We start from the raw sequence: 15,812 nt of genomic DNA on the forward strand, positions 1-15,812 counted from the left end.
CCAAGTGGATAATAAAGATCGTAAAAAAGAGATATTTTTGTTTGTGGACGAACGAAGAATTAAAGTAAGGGCTTCCCGTTTTGGGGAGCTCTTTTTTGAATCCATGCAATTCTCTCATAGACTTTTTGGTTTAATAAACCTTGAATACCGCATGTTTAGGTGGTTTTTCATGAGAAAAGCGATGCGCCATCTCTAAAAAACGTTTCATCATACTATCTGTGAAGGGGTCAATGTTGGAAGATAGGGAGGAAACATGGTGATGAAAATTCCATTCAAAGAGGATCAAAAAGCGGGATACCACGGTGATGTCAGAGATCTGAAATATTCTTTATCAGATGAAGATTTTTCCCTTTTACGAATCTACTTGATGGATATTCTCCATGGAGAATCCGGGAAAAGCTTATTAAAACTCTGGAATATTGGAAGCCAGGAAGGTGCATGTGTGATCAGCAGCGGACGAATCTTTCAAGCCGGAATATTAAAAGAGATCCTTCAAAAAAGGAATCTCGCTAACCTTTCCATCACAATGAATACATACCAAAAAGATTCCGATCGTTTCTCAAAGATGAATATCCATGCGATCAAATCATTTGCGATCGACATTGATTACCGGCAGAATGAAGCTTTAAAAGATAAGGATCCACAGACGATCAAACAATGGCTTATGAGTGAGAATTTCCTTGGACTCCCATGGCCAAACTGGATTGAAACAGGGCATCAGCTGCGTCTGATCTATGTCCTGTATAAACCGGTCTTTAATCGCAAACGAACAAAGAACCTTTTTGTCCTGATTGAAAGAATTATGAAGGTCATGTGTCAAAAGATCAATGAAGAATTGGATCTTTATGCTGAACCACAGAAGCTTACGTCTTTTCTGCGCTTGCCGGGAAGCATCAATACCAAAGGGATGGAAATGGTTCGTGTTGAAAGAACAAACACAAAGAAATATACCCTTGATTATTATGTTGAAGAAATCCTTCCTGCATTGCCAATTTGGTACGGGGGATGGAAAAAGAGAAAAAGAAACACAAAAAGGAGAGAAAAAGCTTTAAAAAATCTGGAAATGCATAACAGACAAGTCTTAGAGGATTTAAAAGCATATCAGACATTTCTTAATAAAAAGCGTATCATGACAGGGCACCGCGAGGTCATGTGTTGGATCTATTGCAAATATTGTTACTTGATCTCCGGCGACCAAGAAGACGCTGTTGAAAAAGCGGTGAAATTTAATAAGGGATTTTTGTGCCCACTCATTGAAAGACAGCTCCGATTTGATATCCGCACAACAGATCCTATGCCCTTAAGGAATCAGACTATCTTAGATCAGCTAGGGATAGACGATGTAATTAAAAAAGAAGCTGGGATAAAGATCGGTGAAAATGTGCGAAAAAAGGAATGCCAAAAAAGATACGATCAAAAGAAACGCAGGAAAAAATTCAAAAAAGGGGAATACAAATGCCAGAAGATGAAAAATCAAAAGGAGAAGATCTATACCCTTTACAATCAAGGATTTACACAAACTGCTATAGGAGAAAAACTTGGAATCAGCCGGAAGACAGTCTATAACTATTTGCGCATGAAGAAGGAGGAACTAAGAAAGCAGGAAGAAATGATAAGGCGCCTTCGGGCAGCCCTAAAAGGAGAGAAAAAAGTTGGCCGGCCCGAGGTTATTACCCGGCTTAATTCGGCTGCAAAAAAATATGAAGTATGGAAGCAGCGATTAGAAATGTTAGAACATCGTTTCCATGAATCGAGTGGGGAGGTACTTTTACCAAGCAGTCTTAAAAGGCACAAAAAAAGGCGAAAAAAGATCTGGCGTCCGAAAATTTTTTATTGGTGATAGTGGGAAAAAAGCTTCTGACCCTATATGGCACCATATATGGATGGGAGCAGCGTGAGCATCCTATGTGACTGTTACTTGTGTTTGCCAAAATCAATGAAGCCGATATTGTTATGTGAAGGGAGCTGATACTGTGAGAAAGATGCACGAAAAGCTATACTTACGCCTTAGAAAGAAGGGAATTTCAGAAGATAAACTGTTATATTTCAAAGATCTTAAAAATTCAATTGATGAATTGGAATGCATGGCTCATATCTTTGTAAACTGTGATCTTTCGATCGATGATTCTATAAAGTTTTTTGAACGTGTGAACAAACTTTCCTACCATTCTGTAAACCAAAGAAAAACGGTTATTTCTTGCCTTATGACGGTAAAGGATAAAAAAGAGGTGAAAAAGCGACTGTGGAAACTATTCGAGGGCCCTTTGTACCTTCCCTTATCTTGCTTATATGAGGTTCTCTGTTTTTTCCAAAGGGAAGATGATATGCAGGGAACACTCCAAATCCTAGAAAGACTACCTTACCATGGAGAGGATGCGGAACGGATTCTTACGTCTATCGTTTCCTTTCTTTACGATCCATGTGATGAAAAAATTGTAGATTCTGAGGTGGAACATGTGAAGAAGTATCTGATATATGTGGCGCGAACTGGGAAGCCTGCAGATGAACGCATTTCAAAAAGAGATATTCTTGAGTTTATGAAGGCGCATAAAACTGATAAGTGGCATCTATGGGAAAGTTCTAAAAAGTTTTATGATTTTCTTCAAAAAGAGAACCCATTTTTAAAGGAATTAGATGAACTGTTTCATGATAGGACAAGGCTATCTACAATTCCCGAAAAAGAGATCCGCCAAGACTATCCCATGGAAGCGAAAGATCAATATGTCATTATGAAAAATAATATACAGGCATCGTTTTTAGTGCGGCGGCAAAGTGCGGAAGTGAATTTTTACGCCTATAAAGGAATCTGTGTCCGTGCTGGAAAAACACTGCAAAGAGAAGAAAAGATTGTTGGATATTTTATGAAAAGTAAATTCAAGATTCTTTTCTTCTTTAGCAATGCTGGTGTTTATTATGAAGCCATCAATGGAAAACTTTATCCATTTAGTATTCAAAACCTATGTACCATTCAAAAGGTCTATGGGGAACTAAAAGAGGTATTTGTTGGCATTTTCTCTGCATTATGTCGCAGTGGAGGGTTTGGCCGGTGTGTAGCAAACATGATATCTGATGCTGAACCTTGGATACTTAAAATGGAACTTTCCGATGCTGTCAGGTATCGCTCTTTTGAACATTACTTTATAGAAAACTATAAAGGGGCCCCTGTATTGCAAGAAAAGTTACCAGAAGGAGATTCTATTAATCGTCATCATCCGGAATATTTCTATATGCTGCTTAAGGTGAGGAACAAAATCCAAGATAAGGAACTTATAAAACTTCTTTCTTTCAAAGAGAAGAGGATTGAAGAGCAGATTGTAACGGAGTATAAACTCTGCCTTCAACAGAATACGGTCGAGGAGATGTTGTGTTCCATCTTTCTTGGAGCAAATCCATGGACAAAGAGAGTTGGTGGAATGAGTGCAACTTTTTTTGAAATTTGTCAGAGGGCGAAAATTGTCCATAAAAAAATTCGAATCTTCTATCCAGGAAGAAAATCCTTATTTGACGAAGCTGATTATTTGGAAAACCAGATCCAATGTAGGAGGATGGGCGTTATCAAGATTCCAAGAGATTCTGTATTTCAAAAGCTTGAAAAATTTCTTCCAGAAAACTTTATGAGGATCCGGACCAGAAAGGCACTTAGAGAAATCTGTCTTCTTTATCGGGGGATTGCAAAGGATGGGCATGATGGAAAAATTAATCAAGATAAAGAGGCACTCTTCTGGAAACCTCCATTCCTCTATTCTTTTATCAAAAAGGATGGAGCCTATCAATTGGATGCACTTTATGAAAAAGGAATTCAGATAAAGAAAAGTACCCTAAAGTTTCAAAAGATATTAGAAGAAATTCAGTTATACATAGAGAAAGGTGTAGAAATATTATGATGAATACAAAAGACATTATCCTTAGAGAAATACAAGAAGAAAAGAAAAAACTTGAGGCAATGAAAAAGCAGATAGAAGAAAGCACTCCCGGATCAGATTTTTTGAAGCAGATTGGAAAATTCAAAAGGGATCATAACTTTTCTTGTTTTGATGAGAAAGTGTTTATGGAAATGATTCTTGAGGAGTATCTGCCGGAGGAGTTTTTTACATTGATGGAAAGGAAAGAAACCAAGGATACTTCTCAGTATATCCGATATGAGACAAAAAGGTTTTATATTTTATTTCCTGTCAGATTTCCGTCGCTACTTCCCGCGTCAGAAAAAGAGATACTCATAAGGTTTAAAGGATCACCGCCGCCCATGAAGCCAAACCCAGCTCATCCGGATCTGATAAGAGGAGTGGATATCGCCATAAAGTATAAAAATCAAAAGAGGATAAGTACTTTACTTGAATTTATGAAGCTTTACTATGTGAAGTCAACGAAAAATCCATTTAGATTTTTCATACGGTTTAAAAAGATCTCTCGTGTTTTAAGCAGCGGGATGGTGGAACGACTAACTAGTGAAATTGAAGAGAAAGAAAAACAGAGTCTGGAATATCCAGACAAGAAACGGCGCTATGATGAAGAGCAGGCATATGCAAAAGGTATGATCAAAAAACTTTATCAAGAACTAAAGCCCCTCACAGATGCTGGATGGCGTGTTGACATCCGAGGTATTGAAAGAAATAATGGGGTATTTGTTATGTAACAAACAGGAGACGAGGAAACCCTTTGTCTCCTTCTTTATTGTCATACTATCTATGAAGCATTTTTTAGAAGGAAAGGAGAAGAAAAATTTAAGATGTAAATGACGCACAAAAAAGGAGGATGTGTATGTCTATGCAATGTGTACTAAACGATCTGGTGTCTGATGGAGAAGTTCTCGCGGAATATGCCATCTCAGGTTCTTATATACCCTATCACTGCATCATTGAAAGAGGATCGACGGATATCGCCAGTGCGCTGGAAGATACACTGCATCGGATATTGGATGCCGGTGGAAGTAAGGAGGATATCTATGAAATTCTTGGAGCTAAGATTCCGAATGAGGAAGAGTGGAGAGAACTGCAGGAATTCGACGAATTTATTGTAATTGATCTGGGATATGTTATTCCTGGACTTATCATGTCGTTTCATGAAGATGAAGAAATGAAATATTATGAGGAGGAGAAGAGATGAGTTTGATGAACCCGAGGTACCCAAATTTGGAGTTGATAGAATATAAGTCCCAGCAGTTGCTTTTGGAGAAACATGCTGCTATGCAGTTTGAAGCGATTGTGTTTCCTCAGTTATGGGGGAGTACTTGTACGGGCTTTGATATCACAAAAGATGGAAACCCTGTCATCAGCGGATGTGCTATGACGAAGGAATATACGACAGTCATGCATGAGACAATGACAGATACGTGGCTGGTATTTTTCGGACACAAGCCCTGTTATAAGGTAACAGATGCTGATGAAAAATTTATGAAGGATCTGGCCGAAAGAAATATGGCAAGCTTCAGTGAAGCAAGAAAGAGATATTAAATAAAGGACTGCAAAATTTGTGGTAAAGGAGATTGCTTTAAAAGAATCAGGATATATAAGGTAAAAAAAGATGCGCTTTTGTGGTGTGAAAACAGGTATGGAAATTAAGATTTATTGGAGGAAGATAATATGAGATTAATAGATGCAGATGAGGTAATGAAAGAAATAAATAAAAACAAATTGCTTTCAAGGGAACCTGCTACTAAAAGGTGTATGAAAATCATTAAAAATAGCACGACATACACGGAGCCACCGATGAAGCATGCAAATTGGGTAGAGGATAGATATGGGTATAATGCTTGTTCAGATTGTGGTTATGAATGGGATACGCCGGAATATAATGAAGCCAAATATTGTCCTCAATGTGGGGCAAAAATGCAAATCAATTAAGATTTAAGGAGGCATACCATTTCAAATAGGGAAATCAAAAAAGCATTAACACATGAATTTACGCTAAAAGTTTAGAGAATCTTTTGGAGGAAAAGAAGTATGGGAAAAAGGAAGATTACCTGCAGAAACACATCCTGCAAATTTTATCAGAACAAAGATGAATGCAGTGAATTTGTCTCTTTAGATGAAGATGGTAAATGCGAAACTTTTGAAAAGGGATTTAGTTACTATTTCCATATCGTCTGGGACGCTTTAAGAAAAAAGAACTATATTGATGCATTGGAGCTGAACTCAGATCTAAAGATTGGAATGTTTTATGTCATGGAATGCTATGGGGTAAATTTTAGCATTCAAGAGTTCGGCACTTGCCGCATGTTTCTCCTCTGTGATGATGATAATAAAGGGCTGAAATACAAAGATTTTGTAAGCCGAAAAATTAATGAAGAAAAGCTTGAATTATACTATCAAAACTTTATAAATGGAATAATGCCGAAGGGCTCCAATACAAAACAATCGGATGTCAAAAAGTCTGAAACAAAACCATTCGGATGGCTTTCACCGTCTGGAACTTTTTGTGAATCTAACTTTGGAACTCATGAGGAATCAGCACGGAAGATTTGCAAAGAAAAAAGGTTTCAATATGATGAATGGGTAATAGATGAGAAGCGTAACCCCATAAAAATGATCTTATACCGTGATTTCTTGATCTATGAAAAAGGATATGCTTTAATCCATAATCCTACAGGTGATAAAGGATATATCGTATCCCATCAAAAGCCACTTACGAAAAAGCAAAAAAACTTTTTGTATAGTTATTTTACTGATATGGGAGATAGATTTAAAGCTGAACAGTTCATGAAATAATCAATTCACCACAAATTATTTCTCGATTGGGTATATAAAAGGGGTAATCATAAATTTACATCAAAATTTTAGGAGGAACATGGCATGAAAATAGAGGTAGAATTAAGAGAAGAAAACATTTCTAGGCTTGTGGAGGAAAAAATTGCAAGACAGTTTATGGAAGAACGAGGAGCAGAATATAGGGAATCAAAGTGTGGTGTTCGTGACGGAGTGGACAAGGCTGTGAAAAGTTACATCTACTCCGAAAAAGATAAAATAATTGAAAGAGTAATCGAGCGTGCCACAAAAGAAATTGTCAGAAAGGGATTACCTAAGCTATTAGAGGAGATTGGGAAGAACGTATAAAGATTTGGAGGAGAGCATGAAGAAAGTGATGGAAGAATTGATGAAGACTCTTAGAAGCTATGCAGTCGCATATCAAGAAACTCCGTATGGAAGAGAGGTTCAGGGCACGCCGGAGTTGATAGAACAGGCAATAGTTGCTATACAGAAATCAGTGGAATTGCTAGAAGGGACATTTGAGGCATTAAAACGAATTGACACTGCTGAATTTATGAAGCAGAAAAGCTGGCTGTATCGGCAGATCAAAGAGCTGCCGCCGGGAAGATCATCTGCAGAGCCAGAAGGAATCCTTAACCTGATGGATCATATCCAAGACATTTGTGAGGATTTTCAGATGGAATTTCCTGAGGTTGATGACAAGGTGGGTGTGCAGAATAAACGGGAATCTTCTCATACAAAAATAGGAGAAACTGACTCCATAGGGTATGCGGATATTTTAAAGATCATATTTGATCAGAATTACGTTATTCACTTCGTAGATAACGAACGTTTATTAAAGGTTACGTTTGCGGATGTTTTAAAGATTGCCAAAACAAACGGATACAAAAACGGCGTTATCACATTAATCGCAGAAAGTCCTTTGAACGGAAGAGTCTATCTGTATGGGAATTATGGTCCCTTTTGGGCAGAATGCGGCTCTACAAACGGTTATGCATAGATGATAGGAGGAAAACAATGGGAATTTATTTAAAAGAGCAAATGCAGCACATTAAAAATTCTGGTATTCGCAAAGCATTTCAGTGGTTTGTCGAAGATATCAAATCATTTCTTTTCTGCCTTCGAAAAAAGGATACCTTTGAATCTTTAAAGAGGAGAGAGCTAGTTCATCTGGATACAGGGAAAACGCAATGTATTTGTCGTTTCTCTGGCATTCGTTATTATGGATTCTCTGATAGTATGCTTCCACAATTCTCTGTTATATTGCAAGATATTACAAGAGAAGAGGATAGCGTGTATCAAGGATGGTTCGAAGCAAATCCAAGAAATATTCATTTCTTATGAGTAAAAGACACTAAAATCAATGATAGCCTGAAAAGGAGAAAGGCTTATGAGGCATAAAACGGATCATTTTCTTACAAAAGAATGGCGGTTGCATGGTTTGAAGGTATCGGAGCTTTGCAAAAAAATAGCATTGTTTCTGATTCTCGATAAAGATTATGTGGAGATCTTATCTGAAGCCGGGAAAATACATGACATCGGAAAGTTTTATATTCCAGAGTATGTCCTGAATGCAAAGAGACCATTAAGTCTTATGGAACGTATGGTCGTTGATATGCATTCCTATTATGGGTATATGCAGCTTTTGGAGTTTGGGTACCCGGATATCATTTGTCAGTTGGTGTTAATGCACCACGGGAAAAAGAGATATCGGCCAGACAACATCCAAATCCATTCGCTTATATATGAATTGTATCCAATTTTATTAGCGGCAGATATGTATGACGCATTAAGATCAGATCGAGTATATCGGCAGGCCATGGAAAAAGAACAAGCATTATCAATCTTAAAGGATCATGAAGAAATTTCAGAGGATATCCTCTGTGCGTTGAGTGTAATCGATAACTAAATATATCTTAAATTAAGGCCCTATACATTACAGTATTGTATAGGGCTTTTGTTATACAGAAATCGTGGAGAATTCAACTCTTTATTACAATATCCCAGATATCGTTAAAATCAATCTTATCTTCCCCAATGAAAATTTTATGGTAGACCTCATCGATAAAAGCTACTGAACCTTCTGTCGTTGTATATGTTCCATTTTCATAATGGAGGATATACACATAAGATCCCTTCTTTATACATTTTATAATTTCATTTAATCGTCTTGCATCCTCTTCCATCAATTCACGTTTCGGTTCCGTTGTCCGTTCCATTTCACGGAGCATTTCTTCGTATCCTTTTAAAGCGGCGAACGGAAGAAATTGTCTTGCACGATCTGTTTTCATAGGCACCCTCCATCTCATACATAGGTCACTCCTTTCTTGTTAAAGTATAACATAAGATGCGAAGAGAAGGAAACATATGTTCGATAAAAGATGCTGGTATTTTCTGGATACCTTTTTATGGAAGTAAGGTTTGAAACCAAAATGAGACGTAAATGAGACTGAATTGATTCTTGAAAAGTGAAACAAAATATTATATGATATTAGCAGAAGGAATTGACGTATCCTTTGTTTTATTATTAGATCATCCGTGCGTCGGGATATTTTGCTATTTCAAAAATTGTTGAGATAGATAATTAGACTATACCTGGAAATATTTCAGGGAATTTAAAGAGATTAAAACTAAAAAGATGTTTGAATTTAGAATGAAAATAATAGAGAAACTTATATAGAGTTTACTCCAGAAAGATTATCTACTTTGTTACCTTTCTATAGTCAGGAGGTAATAAAATGATAATAATTTCATTAATAGCAGTAATTTCGGTAATAGTTGCTGCCCTTATTATCATAGGCGGTCTTGTTGTCGTCTATGTGATTTTCTGTCATAGATATATAGAAGGAAAGATTGCATTTCTTCAATATATTTTTTATACACAGGAAATCAGTCACCTGGTCATTATCTTAGGCCGGTTTTTGTTGTGCATGGTTTTTTATATGATTACTATTAATTAATTTCTAAAAAAACACATGGTAACAAAGTCAGAGCAAAATAGAAAAGAATGTGTTTTAAGAATTTACAATGGCTGGCGCCTTTTTGTCACAGATATGTGATGGGAGGGCGCCTTTATCATGCAAAAAAATAAATAGTTTTCATCATACTATAAATAGGAGGACATGGTTTCGGGAGAACGTTCTGTGTCCAAAGACAACATAACCATGAAATTATAATTTAAGGAGGTATGAAGATGAAATCTTATACAACCACAGAAGCATTACTTAAAAGAATTACAGAGATGGAAACACTTAGAGATAAATCTGAGTGGAACAAGGAAGATGAACAAGTATATGCTTTCCTACTAGAATTACATGCTCTAAGGCTTTCAATGCGAAATATTAAAGATGATATTAAGAGAACAGAGAATAATATTGATTATATGCGCGATGAATTTCAAGATGATAAGGGGATGTTGGTTTATTAAATTAGCATTTCATAGAGGAGGAAGTGGATGGATATTTAGGATTTAGGAGGTCGAGCATGAATAAAAGATATGTGATACATAAGCCACCATTTAATAAATTTCACTCAAACGACGGATATATGAGAGATATTTATGTGGGAATATCTCAGACGTTATGGAATGAAATTGATGGAAAAGTGTATGCAGAAATGCCAGGACTAACAGATAATATGGGGATTGAAATTATGCACAAAAATTCATTCTATAGAATACCGTTTGAATTTATTGAGGAACTAAAGTGAAATATTAAAATATAAAGGAGTAGAGATGGAAAATAAGACTGAAAATCAATCATATAAGTACTATTACCAGGAACTTGCCACCGCAGACTTTTTGCCGAGAGAGGAGTTGAAGGCAGCAGACCTCTTTCTGACAAGAGGAGGAAGGGGATATCAATTTACGCGTGTAGGTTTTTATGATCTACCAAAAACATCATTTATGAAACTGATTATTTTCCTTAAAAAGAAAGGAATCATTACATCTCAGTTTATCCGGTATTGTAATATAACTGGAACGAAAAGATTATCCATCTCAAAGGAGGATTATTTAACGTTAAAGATTGCTTTGGCGACAGGGCCTAAAACGTCACAGAATAGACTTCTAATAGAGCACCGTCTAATTGATTGTAATGAAACAGATTGTCCGTGGAGCGATGGGTGTTTACATAAAGAAGAATATAAAAATGAGACTTTAGAGGGGTTTTTAGGAGAATTTCAAGAAGTATATGAAATTCTCAGATAAAGAGCGGAGGTTATATGAAAAAGATACAATATCTTAGGGAGCAGTGGATGGAAATCCAGAAAGAACAAACAGAATTAAATGCGAAGATAAAGCAGTTTCAGAAGCGGGCAAGTCTTATTACCAAAGAAGATCTCTCGGAAGTTTCTTTGGAGGCAGCAGAGTCCTTTATCAAAGACATCCGCTATGGTGTCAGTGAAGAACAGCATAAGAAATGGACTGCAATCTATGAGAAGCGGCTGCGAAAAGAAGCGCCGGGAAAAGAAAAGTTATGCTTTCCAGAACTTCGAAAGATCACTTACTTATCAACAGAACAGATGTGGGCAATCGACAGACATCTTTCTTGTATGGGAAATAGAGGATATTTATATTATGGGCCACTGTGCATACATACGCATTTATCATATGCTTCCTATCAAAAACTTCTCACTGATCTTAAAGAGGCGGGAATTATAGAGCTTCTTTATCGGTGGGATTGTCCCCGCGGTGAACAGACCGCCATTGTCAGTGAGCAGGAATACGCTCACGCGATGAAGTCGGAAGAAGCATTTGAGCGTGAGGGAATTCCAGAGGAAATTCTTAATAATACTTGTAACCTTTGTGATTGGGAAGAACTCTGTGAAGATGGACAAGATATCAGAAAGGCTACAAATCGAGAAGAGTTTCAAAAAATCTTTCAAGGGGCAGAGCGAATTGGAAGGATGAGTTTACAAAAAACAGATAGAAACAAAGAAAAATAGGCGGCCCCTGTGGTCGCCTTTATCTATTCGAAAATAGGTATCTATTGCTTAGAATCGATTGTCATCATGGATATGTTCTGCTATATCATTAAGATCGCACTGCAGAATATTACAAAGCCGATCGAGAGTATTTGTATGGACATTTTGATTATGCTTGAGGCGATTGATCTGACTGCGGCTGACATTATAGTGGGTATATAAGTCATAAACAGATATCCCCTGCTTAGACATGGTGGCCCATAATCTATCGAATTTTATCATTTTTCTTCCTTTCTTATCGAAAATTTCAGGATGAATATTCTTGTACTAGTCTTATTATCTGATTAAAATAGAAATAGAAACAGTGTCCGTATATAGATACTAAAAACGGAGGATAAAGATGGAATTAGAAAAACTGAAAGCATATGCAGATAGAATGCGGGAACCGGCCATACAAAAATTGTTATCAAAAGATGACGTATACCAAACAGAATGTGAAGCCGAAAGAAAAGCAGAGCAAAAATATATTTCTTTAGACCTTACGGATCATGAGCGGAGGATCTGTGATTCTTTGCTAAGAAGTCTTGATGCCAGATGGATGGAGTATGCAAGTGATTCCTATCTTGCGGGATGGAGTGATGCACTTACAATGTTTCGGAATCTTTGATAAAGGAGATCTATGGGTTCTTTTTTTGTTTTTAGGAAAGAGACTTTTCCATACTAAGAAGAGAAGTGTTTATTGAAACAGAAGAAGGATGATTAATATATGCGAGAAAAGACAGATCAATTCCATGAAAAGGTGATCTTCCTTGATGTGGATGGTGTTTTAAATAGTGATGAATTTTTAAAGAGACATACGCAAGAGATCATTAGTATAGATTATGTAAAAATCTTAAAAGAAATCGTTGATCGGACAAATGCTGCCTTAGTATTATCATCTTCGTGGAAGTGTGGGTGGTCTAAGGAGGAAGTTGATCCATTTTGTGTTCCTCTCGTAGAAGCTCTATCCAACGAAGGACTCGAGATTATGGATAAAGTTCCAGAATTTATTGGAAAAGAAAAGGAAATTTCTCAATGGCTGTTCAGCCATCCCTATGTAAAAGGGATATTAATTTAGGATGATGCTCCCTTGAAGTTGGAGGATTATCATTTAGAATCGTATTTTCTACAGACTCAGTATTATGGTCCGGCGGGAGGTTTGAGAAAAGAGGATATAAAGAAAGCAATTCAAATATTAGATAAAGAATTTTCTTCCGAGACAATTCGTTGATCCGTAATTTTAAAGGGGCTTGGAGCCGATCTCTAGGCCTCTTTATCTTATGAGAGAAAGCGAAGTCTACACATACTATGTATGAGAATAGTACTTCATAGCTAAAAGGAGGGAATACCATGACAAATTTAGAAAGAATTTCTTTTGAAAAGTTTATAGAAAAATCAGATACCGCAGAAGTCGCAGTGGCTGCTGAACAATTTGAAGTTTATTTGGAGTCTCTGGACCTTCCGGATAATGAAAAGAGAAAGCTTTCAAATCTCAGATCGGTTTATGGGGAATCCTGCAAGAAAAAAGGATTTCTTAAGGGATATGCTGCAGGGCTGGATTTGATCAAGCAGGTAGTTATTTTATTCATAAGAAATGAAATTCATGATTAGAGATTAGATCTTTTCCAGCGTTATTGTTTCCTGTAATAATTCCAATATGCCTCAATGTCATCCATCAATTCATGCAATTCTTCCCGATCAGGCAAAAGACAGCCCTAAGGTGCTAAGGCGTGTATTTTTAATGAGATATAGGATTCCTATCTCTGAAAGAACTCCAAGAAAGTTATATACGAGATTCTCCACATCGCCGTTCTACCAAAATTCATCTCCATTTTCTCCAAACTTCTGCATATTTCTCAATTTCCTAACAAGGTTCTTTTTGATTATTATATACCGCAAAGAAAATGCCGTCTATCTATATCATTGTTTACAAACAGTTTTTAGTGCTATGAGAGAAACGCTCATTTCTTCATACTAAGAACATAGATAGATCGAAAGGAGAAAACAAATGGAGCAGTGGATAAATAAAGAAATGAAATCATTCGAGGTTCAGGAGAATAGAGACAGAGGAAAGGAAAATATGAAGAAAAAACAGAAAGATTGTGTTGAATTATTTTTTAGTCTTTTTAAGGAAGTAATGAAGGAAGAAGGTTTGATCTTTGGAATAGTAGTAGATAAAAAAGATACTCATATTCTTAACAGTTTTCAGATAAAAAAGAAGGGATTTTCCTTTTTTGTGTTCATACTACATTGTCATACTATTTATAGAAAATATTTATAGAAGACAGAAAGGAGATTAATTTATGGAATTGAAGGATTCTTTAGGTTTAAACGAAAGGAGTATGGAGAGTGGGGAGAGGAGAATTATGAAGCCGATATTTGATTTTCCAAAAACGTCAGGACTTTGTGCCTTTTGTTCTTTCCGGGAAAAGAGGATGTGTATCGTTCATCATGAAAAATGCCGGAAGGTACAGAATTGTGGGCGATACGATGTGCCAGAAAGTCAGCTGCTGCGGGCAGCCATCCGAACTTTAAAATATTGAGAACTTGAGCAAATACACTTCAGGAAACGGATATCAGAAAAGGAGATATGACAAGGGAGTTATGCAAAGTAAAAGAAAAAAGGGAAGAAGGGCTGGTTATGTTTTGTTTAGCTGATATATTTAAGAAAAAAATAGAGAAAGAAGATATAGCAACGCTTCTAAGAACAAGTCCGGATAGGCTGATACAATTTGAAAAAGCATATAGAGATTTAGCATTACGTGATTCCTCTACAGATAACTTTTTTCAGTTAAATGCCAAACAGGCAGCTGAAATGCAGGAAGGTATCACAATTGAGGACACCACAGTAGATCTAAATGATATGATCAATCGTATTGTTAAAGAATTAATATCTGCAACGTCTGTATGGTCATATGATGGAAAACATGTCTTTACGAAGAGGGGCACAAATTTTGACGCTGCAGAAAAAGTTACGAATGAAGAAATTATGCAGTTACCCGAGCAGCTACGCCCTGCATTAACGGGAAGTTTGGCCAAGGTCGACATTAAGGAACCATCCTATGTGGTCTTAGCAAATGATTATCAAAAATATTTAATGGAAAAGAATTTTACAAAGAAGAATATGTTTTATCATCATTTTCGTCAGGGATTGGATATTTTGGATTTAGATCCCATCACTTATGAAATGATAGCCACAAATCCTAATTCTATGGGCCATTGGTTGCCGCAGCTTGTTCATGCAGCTTCACAAAGAGGATTTTTCAAAATTCCAAAGACGACAATTCTCCGTGTGCCTTTACCCATGCTGCAATTGACACGTTTGGATTATATGTCGTTAACCAGAACGACATTGGATATCGTTGATATGTTCTGCAGGGAGATTTTTAATCTGGAGGAAGATAAAGAGTATTTCATTAAAACAGGAACATATTCTTCGAAATTTGATTTCCGGAACGCTTATGTACATGGCACGAAAGAAGTAAGAGAACTAGGAGAATACTTATTGTTCATTCATCATCAGGCCTGCCAGATGGCTTCACCATTAAATAACATAAGTATTTATGGTGTATCTACAACGAACGAATGGGTTGTAAGAGAATTCATCCGGGACAAAGAAAATAACCCTTGCATCTATAAAGGCCTTCCACTGCATACAGAATATCGTGCATTTGTAGATCTGGATTCAAAAGAAGTACTGGGAATAAACCCGTATTGGGATTCGAAGATCATGAAACAGCGTTTTGGGCATGAAGAAGATAAAGACAGTCCACATAACATGCATGATTTTATTATATATTCTATGCATGAAGAAACTCTTATGAATCGATATCATGAGAATGAGTCACAAATATTAAAACAAGTAGAATTGTTAGTAAATGACATGGAAGGATTGTCTGGTCAGTGGTCTATTGACATTATGCAAAATGGAAAAAAGTTCTGGCTGATTGATATGGCTTTGGCCGCGAATTCTGCTTTAAAAGAATGTATTCCAAGAGGGAAGTTGAAACCAATTCAGGAAAACTGGATTCCTGTACTAAAGTAGAGTTAATTTAAATTCTATAATATTACAAAAGCACTGGTGTGAAATTAAATTTTCAGACAGTGCTTTTTGTTTATGAAGGGAATAGTTTGTTCTCATACTAT

At 36.5% G+C, this 15,812-nt stretch carries 23 protein-coding genes; 21 read left to right on the plus strand and 2 right to left on the minus strand.

Translation table 11 applies throughout. From position 1 onward, the window contains the following. The first annotated feature begins 253 nt into the window (after positions 1 to 253). The 11 genes from CI597_RS08300 to CI597_RS08350 all read left to right on the plus strand — a co-directional run bounded on the left by CI597_RS08300 (position 254) and on the right by CI597_RS08350 (position 8,613). Positions 254 to 1,840 (plus strand): terminase gpP N-terminus-related DNA-binding protein, encoded by a 1,587-nt coding sequence (locus CI597_RS08300; RefSeq protein ID WP_024727309.1) that lies wholly within the window; start codon positions 254 to 256, stop codon positions 1,838 to 1,840. A 133-nt stretch (positions 1,841 to 1,973) separates the two neighbouring features. Then, on the plus strand, positions 1,974 to 3,884 hold the full coding sequence (locus CI597_RS08305) for a hypothetical protein (RefSeq protein WP_095142909.1): 1,911 nt from the start codon (positions 1,974 to 1,976) through the stop codon (positions 3,882 to 3,884). A 212-nt stretch (positions 3,885 to 4,096) separates the two neighbouring features. Further along, positions 4,097 to 4,633, plus strand: coding sequence for a hypothetical protein (locus tag CI597_RS08310; protein ID WP_143266072.1), 537 nt, complete (start codon positions 4,097 to 4,099; stop codon positions 4,631 to 4,633). 125 nt (positions 4,634 to 4,758) lie between these two features. Beyond that, positions 4,759 to 5,103, plus strand: coding sequence for a hypothetical protein (locus CI597_RS08315; protein WP_024727313.1), 345 nt, complete (start codon positions 4,759 to 4,761; stop codon positions 5,101 to 5,103). After that, positions 5,100 to 5,450 (plus strand): hypothetical protein, encoded by a 351-nt coding sequence (locus CI597_RS08320; protein ID WP_024727314.1) that lies wholly within the window; start codon positions 5,100 to 5,102, stop codon positions 5,448 to 5,450. The genes CI597_RS08315 and CI597_RS08320 overlap by 4 nt, the downstream gene beginning before the upstream one ends. Before the next feature lie 129 nt (positions 5,451 to 5,579). Further along, on the plus strand, positions 5,580 to 5,840 hold the full coding sequence (locus CI597_RS08325) for a hypothetical protein (protein WP_024727315.1): 261 nt from the start codon (positions 5,580 to 5,582) through the stop codon (positions 5,838 to 5,840). Positions 5,841 to 5,939: 99 nt separating this feature from the next. Further along, complete coding sequence (locus tag CI597_RS08330) at positions 5,940 to 6,704, plus strand: hypothetical protein (protein WP_024727316.1); 765 nt, start codon at positions 5,940 to 5,942, stop codon at positions 6,702 to 6,704. A gap of 84 nt (positions 6,705 to 6,788) precedes the next feature. After that, positions 6,789 to 7,049 (plus strand): hypothetical protein, encoded by a 261-nt coding sequence (locus tag CI597_RS08335; RefSeq protein ID WP_024727317.1) that lies wholly within the window; start codon positions 6,789 to 6,791, stop codon positions 7,047 to 7,049. Between the two features lie 16 nt (positions 7,050 to 7,065). Next, the gene (locus CI597_RS08340; RefSeq protein WP_024727318.1) at positions 7,066 to 7,704 is read left to right on the plus strand and encodes a hypothetical protein; all 639 of its coding nucleotides are present in this window, start codon (positions 7,066 to 7,068) and stop codon (positions 7,702 to 7,704) included. A 17-nt stretch (positions 7,705 to 7,721) separates the two neighbouring features. Next, a complete protein-coding gene (locus CI597_RS08345) occupies positions 7,722 to 8,048 on the plus strand; it encodes a hypothetical protein (protein WP_024727319.1) in 327 nt (108 codons plus the stop codon). Positions 8,049 to 8,094: 46 nt separating this feature from the next. Then, a complete protein-coding gene (locus CI597_RS08350) occupies positions 8,095 to 8,613 on the plus strand; it encodes an HD-GYP domain-containing protein (protein ID WP_024727320.1) in 519 nt (172 codons plus the stop codon). Between the two features lie 73 nt (positions 8,614 to 8,686). Here CI597_RS08350 and CI597_RS08355 read toward each other — a convergent pair whose 3' ends face one another. After that, the gene (locus CI597_RS08355) at positions 8,687 to 8,995 is read right to left on the minus strand and encodes a YolD-like family protein (RefSeq protein WP_034549258.1); all 309 of its coding nucleotides are present in this window, start codon (positions 8,993 to 8,995) and stop codon (positions 8,687 to 8,689) included. A 902-nt stretch (positions 8,996 to 9,897) separates the two neighbouring features. Here CI597_RS08355 and CI597_RS08365 point away from each other — a divergent pair. From CI597_RS08365 to CI597_RS08380, 4 genes are read left to right on the plus strand one after another with little or no spacing between them, the layout of a single operon-like run. After that, positions 9,898 to 10,131: a hypothetical protein gene (locus CI597_RS08365; protein ID WP_024727323.1), complete on the plus strand. Its 234-nt coding sequence runs from the start codon at positions 9,898 to 9,900 to the stop codon at positions 10,129 to 10,131. A 56-nt stretch (positions 10,132 to 10,187) separates the two neighbouring features. Then, the gene (locus tag CI597_RS08370; RefSeq protein ID WP_024727324.1) at positions 10,188 to 10,412 is read left to right on the plus strand and encodes a hypothetical protein; all 225 of its coding nucleotides are present in this window, start codon (positions 10,188 to 10,190) and stop codon (positions 10,410 to 10,412) included. Between the two features lie 25 nt (positions 10,413 to 10,437). Then, positions 10,438 to 10,911 (plus strand): hypothetical protein, encoded by a 474-nt coding sequence (locus CI597_RS08375; protein WP_024727325.1) that lies wholly within the window; start codon positions 10,438 to 10,440, stop codon positions 10,909 to 10,911. 14 nt (positions 10,912 to 10,925) lie between these two features. Then, positions 10,926 to 11,648, plus strand: coding sequence for a hypothetical protein (locus CI597_RS08380; protein ID WP_024727326.1), 723 nt, complete (start codon positions 10,926 to 10,928; stop codon positions 11,646 to 11,648). A 48-nt stretch (positions 11,649 to 11,696) separates the two neighbouring features. Here the strand turns inward: CI597_RS08380 and CI597_RS08385 are convergent, their stop codons facing one another. Beyond that, a complete protein-coding gene (locus CI597_RS08385; protein ID WP_081723814.1) occupies positions 11,697 to 11,909 on the minus strand; it encodes a helix-turn-helix domain-containing protein in 213 nt (70 codons plus the stop codon). Positions 11,910 to 12,027: 118 nt separating this feature from the next. Here CI597_RS08385 and CI597_RS08390 point away from each other — a divergent pair, with 118 nt between their 5' ends. The 6 genes from CI597_RS08390 (at position 12,028) to CI597_RS08415 (ending at position 15,711) form a co-directional block, all read left to right on the plus strand. After that, positions 12,028 to 12,294 (plus strand): hypothetical protein, encoded by a 267-nt coding sequence (locus CI597_RS08390; RefSeq protein ID WP_095142910.1) that lies wholly within the window; start codon positions 12,028 to 12,030, stop codon positions 12,292 to 12,294. A 99-nt stretch (positions 12,295 to 12,393) separates the two neighbouring features. Continuing rightward, on the plus strand, positions 12,394 to 12,744 hold the full coding sequence (locus CI597_RS08395; RefSeq protein WP_051405196.1) for an HAD domain-containing protein: 351 nt from the start codon (positions 12,394 to 12,396) through the stop codon (positions 12,742 to 12,744). A 272-nt stretch (positions 12,745 to 13,016) separates the two neighbouring features. Continuing rightward, entirely contained in the window at positions 13,017 to 13,277 is a 261-nt protein-coding gene (locus tag CI597_RS08400) for a hypothetical protein (protein ID WP_024727329.1), read from the plus strand. 397 nt (positions 13,278 to 13,674) lie between these two features. After that, positions 13,675 to 13,947, plus strand: a complete 273-nt coding sequence (locus CI597_RS08405) for a hypothetical protein (protein ID WP_024727330.1) — start codon at positions 13,675 to 13,677, stop codon at positions 13,945 to 13,947. An 85-nt stretch (positions 13,948 to 14,032) separates the two neighbouring features. Then, on the plus strand, positions 14,033 to 14,209 hold the full coding sequence (locus CI597_RS17935; protein WP_155854009.1) for a hypothetical protein: 177 nt from the start codon (positions 14,033 to 14,035) through the stop codon (positions 14,207 to 14,209). A gap of 47 nt (positions 14,210 to 14,256) precedes the next feature. Next, the gene (locus CI597_RS08415; protein ID WP_095142911.1) at positions 14,257 to 15,711 is read left to right on the plus strand and encodes a hypothetical protein; all 1,455 of its coding nucleotides are present in this window, start codon (positions 14,257 to 14,259) and stop codon (positions 15,709 to 15,711) included. Positions 15,712 to 15,812: the final 101 nt, after the last annotated feature.

Source organism: Anaerostipes hominis (ex Lee et al. 2021) (assembly GCF_002270485.1).
Taxonomy (GTDB): Bacteria; Bacillota; Clostridia; order Lachnospirales; family Lachnospiraceae; genus Anaerostipes; species Anaerostipes hominis.

Excerpts from the sequence above, each read along its gene's own strand:
- CI597_RS08320 (WP_024727314.1), top strand. The coding sequence starts at position 5,100 with ATGAGTTTGATGAACCCGAGGTACCCAAATTTGGAGTTGATAGAATAT.
- CI597_RS08395 (WP_051405196.1), top strand. The coding sequence starts at position 12,394 with ATGCGAGAAAAGACAGATCAATTCCATGAAAAGGTGATCTTCCTTGAT.
- CI597_RS08315 (WP_024727313.1), top strand. The coding sequence starts at position 4,759 with ATGTCTATGCAATGTGTACTAAACGATCTGGTGTCTGATGGAGAAGTT.
- CI597_RS08335 (WP_024727317.1), top strand. The coding sequence starts at position 6,789 with ATGAAAATAGAGGTAGAATTAAGAGAAGAAAACATTTCTAGGCTTGTG.
- CI597_RS08415 (WP_095142911.1), top strand. The coding sequence starts at position 14,257 with ATGACAAGGGAGTTATGCAAAGTAAAAGAAAAAAGGGAAGAAGGGCTG.
- CI597_RS08390 (WP_095142910.1), top strand. The coding sequence starts at position 12,028 with ATGGAATTAGAAAAACTGAAAGCATATGCAGATAGAATGCGGGAACCG.
- CI597_RS08325 (WP_024727315.1), top strand. The coding sequence starts at position 5,580 with ATGAGATTAATAGATGCAGATGAGGTAATGAAAGAAATAAATAAAAAC.
- CI597_RS08370 (WP_024727324.1), top strand. The coding sequence starts at position 10,188 with ATGAATAAAAGATATGTGATACATAAGCCACCATTTAATAAATTTCAC.
- CI597_RS08365 (WP_024727323.1), top strand. The coding sequence starts at position 9,898 with ATGAAATCTTATACAACCACAGAAGCATTACTTAAAAGAATTACAGAG.
- CI597_RS08310 (WP_143266072.1), top strand. The coding sequence starts at position 4,097 with ATGGAAAGGAAAGAAACCAAGGATACTTCTCAGTATATCCGATATGAG.
- CI597_RS08380 (WP_024727326.1), top strand. The coding sequence starts at position 10,926 with ATGAAAAAGATACAATATCTTAGGGAGCAGTGGATGGAAATCCAGAAA.
- CI597_RS08350 (WP_024727320.1), top strand. The coding sequence starts at position 8,095 with ATGAGGCATAAAACGGATCATTTTCTTACAAAAGAATGGCGGTTGCAT.
- CI597_RS08400 (WP_024727329.1), top strand. The coding sequence starts at position 13,017 with ATGACAAATTTAGAAAGAATTTCTTTTGAAAAGTTTATAGAAAAATCA.
- CI597_RS08345 (WP_024727319.1), top strand. The coding sequence starts at position 7,722 with ATGGGAATTTATTTAAAAGAGCAAATGCAGCACATTAAAAATTCTGGT.
- CI597_RS17935 (WP_155854009.1), top strand. The coding sequence starts at position 14,033 with ATGAAGCCGATATTTGATTTTCCAAAAACGTCAGGACTTTGTGCCTTT.
- CI597_RS08385 (WP_081723814.1), bottom strand. The coding sequence starts at position 11,909 with ATGATAAAATTCGATAGATTATGGGCCACCATGTCTAAGCAGGGGATA.
- CI597_RS08340 (WP_024727318.1), top strand. The coding sequence starts at position 7,066 with ATGAAGAAAGTGATGGAAGAATTGATGAAGACTCTTAGAAGCTATGCA.
- CI597_RS08355 (WP_034549258.1), bottom strand. The coding sequence starts at position 8,995 with ATGAAAACAGATCGTGCAAGACAATTTCTTCCGTTCGCCGCTTTAAAA.
- CI597_RS08300 (WP_024727309.1), top strand. The coding sequence starts at position 254 with ATGGTGATGAAAATTCCATTCAAAGAGGATCAAAAAGCGGGATACCAC.
- CI597_RS08405 (WP_024727330.1), top strand. The coding sequence starts at position 13,675 with ATGGAGCAGTGGATAAATAAAGAAATGAAATCATTCGAGGTTCAGGAG.
- CI597_RS08330 (WP_024727316.1), top strand. The coding sequence starts at position 5,940 with ATGGGAAAAAGGAAGATTACCTGCAGAAACACATCCTGCAAATTTTAT.
- CI597_RS08375 (WP_024727325.1), top strand. The coding sequence starts at position 10,438 with ATGGAAAATAAGACTGAAAATCAATCATATAAGTACTATTACCAGGAA.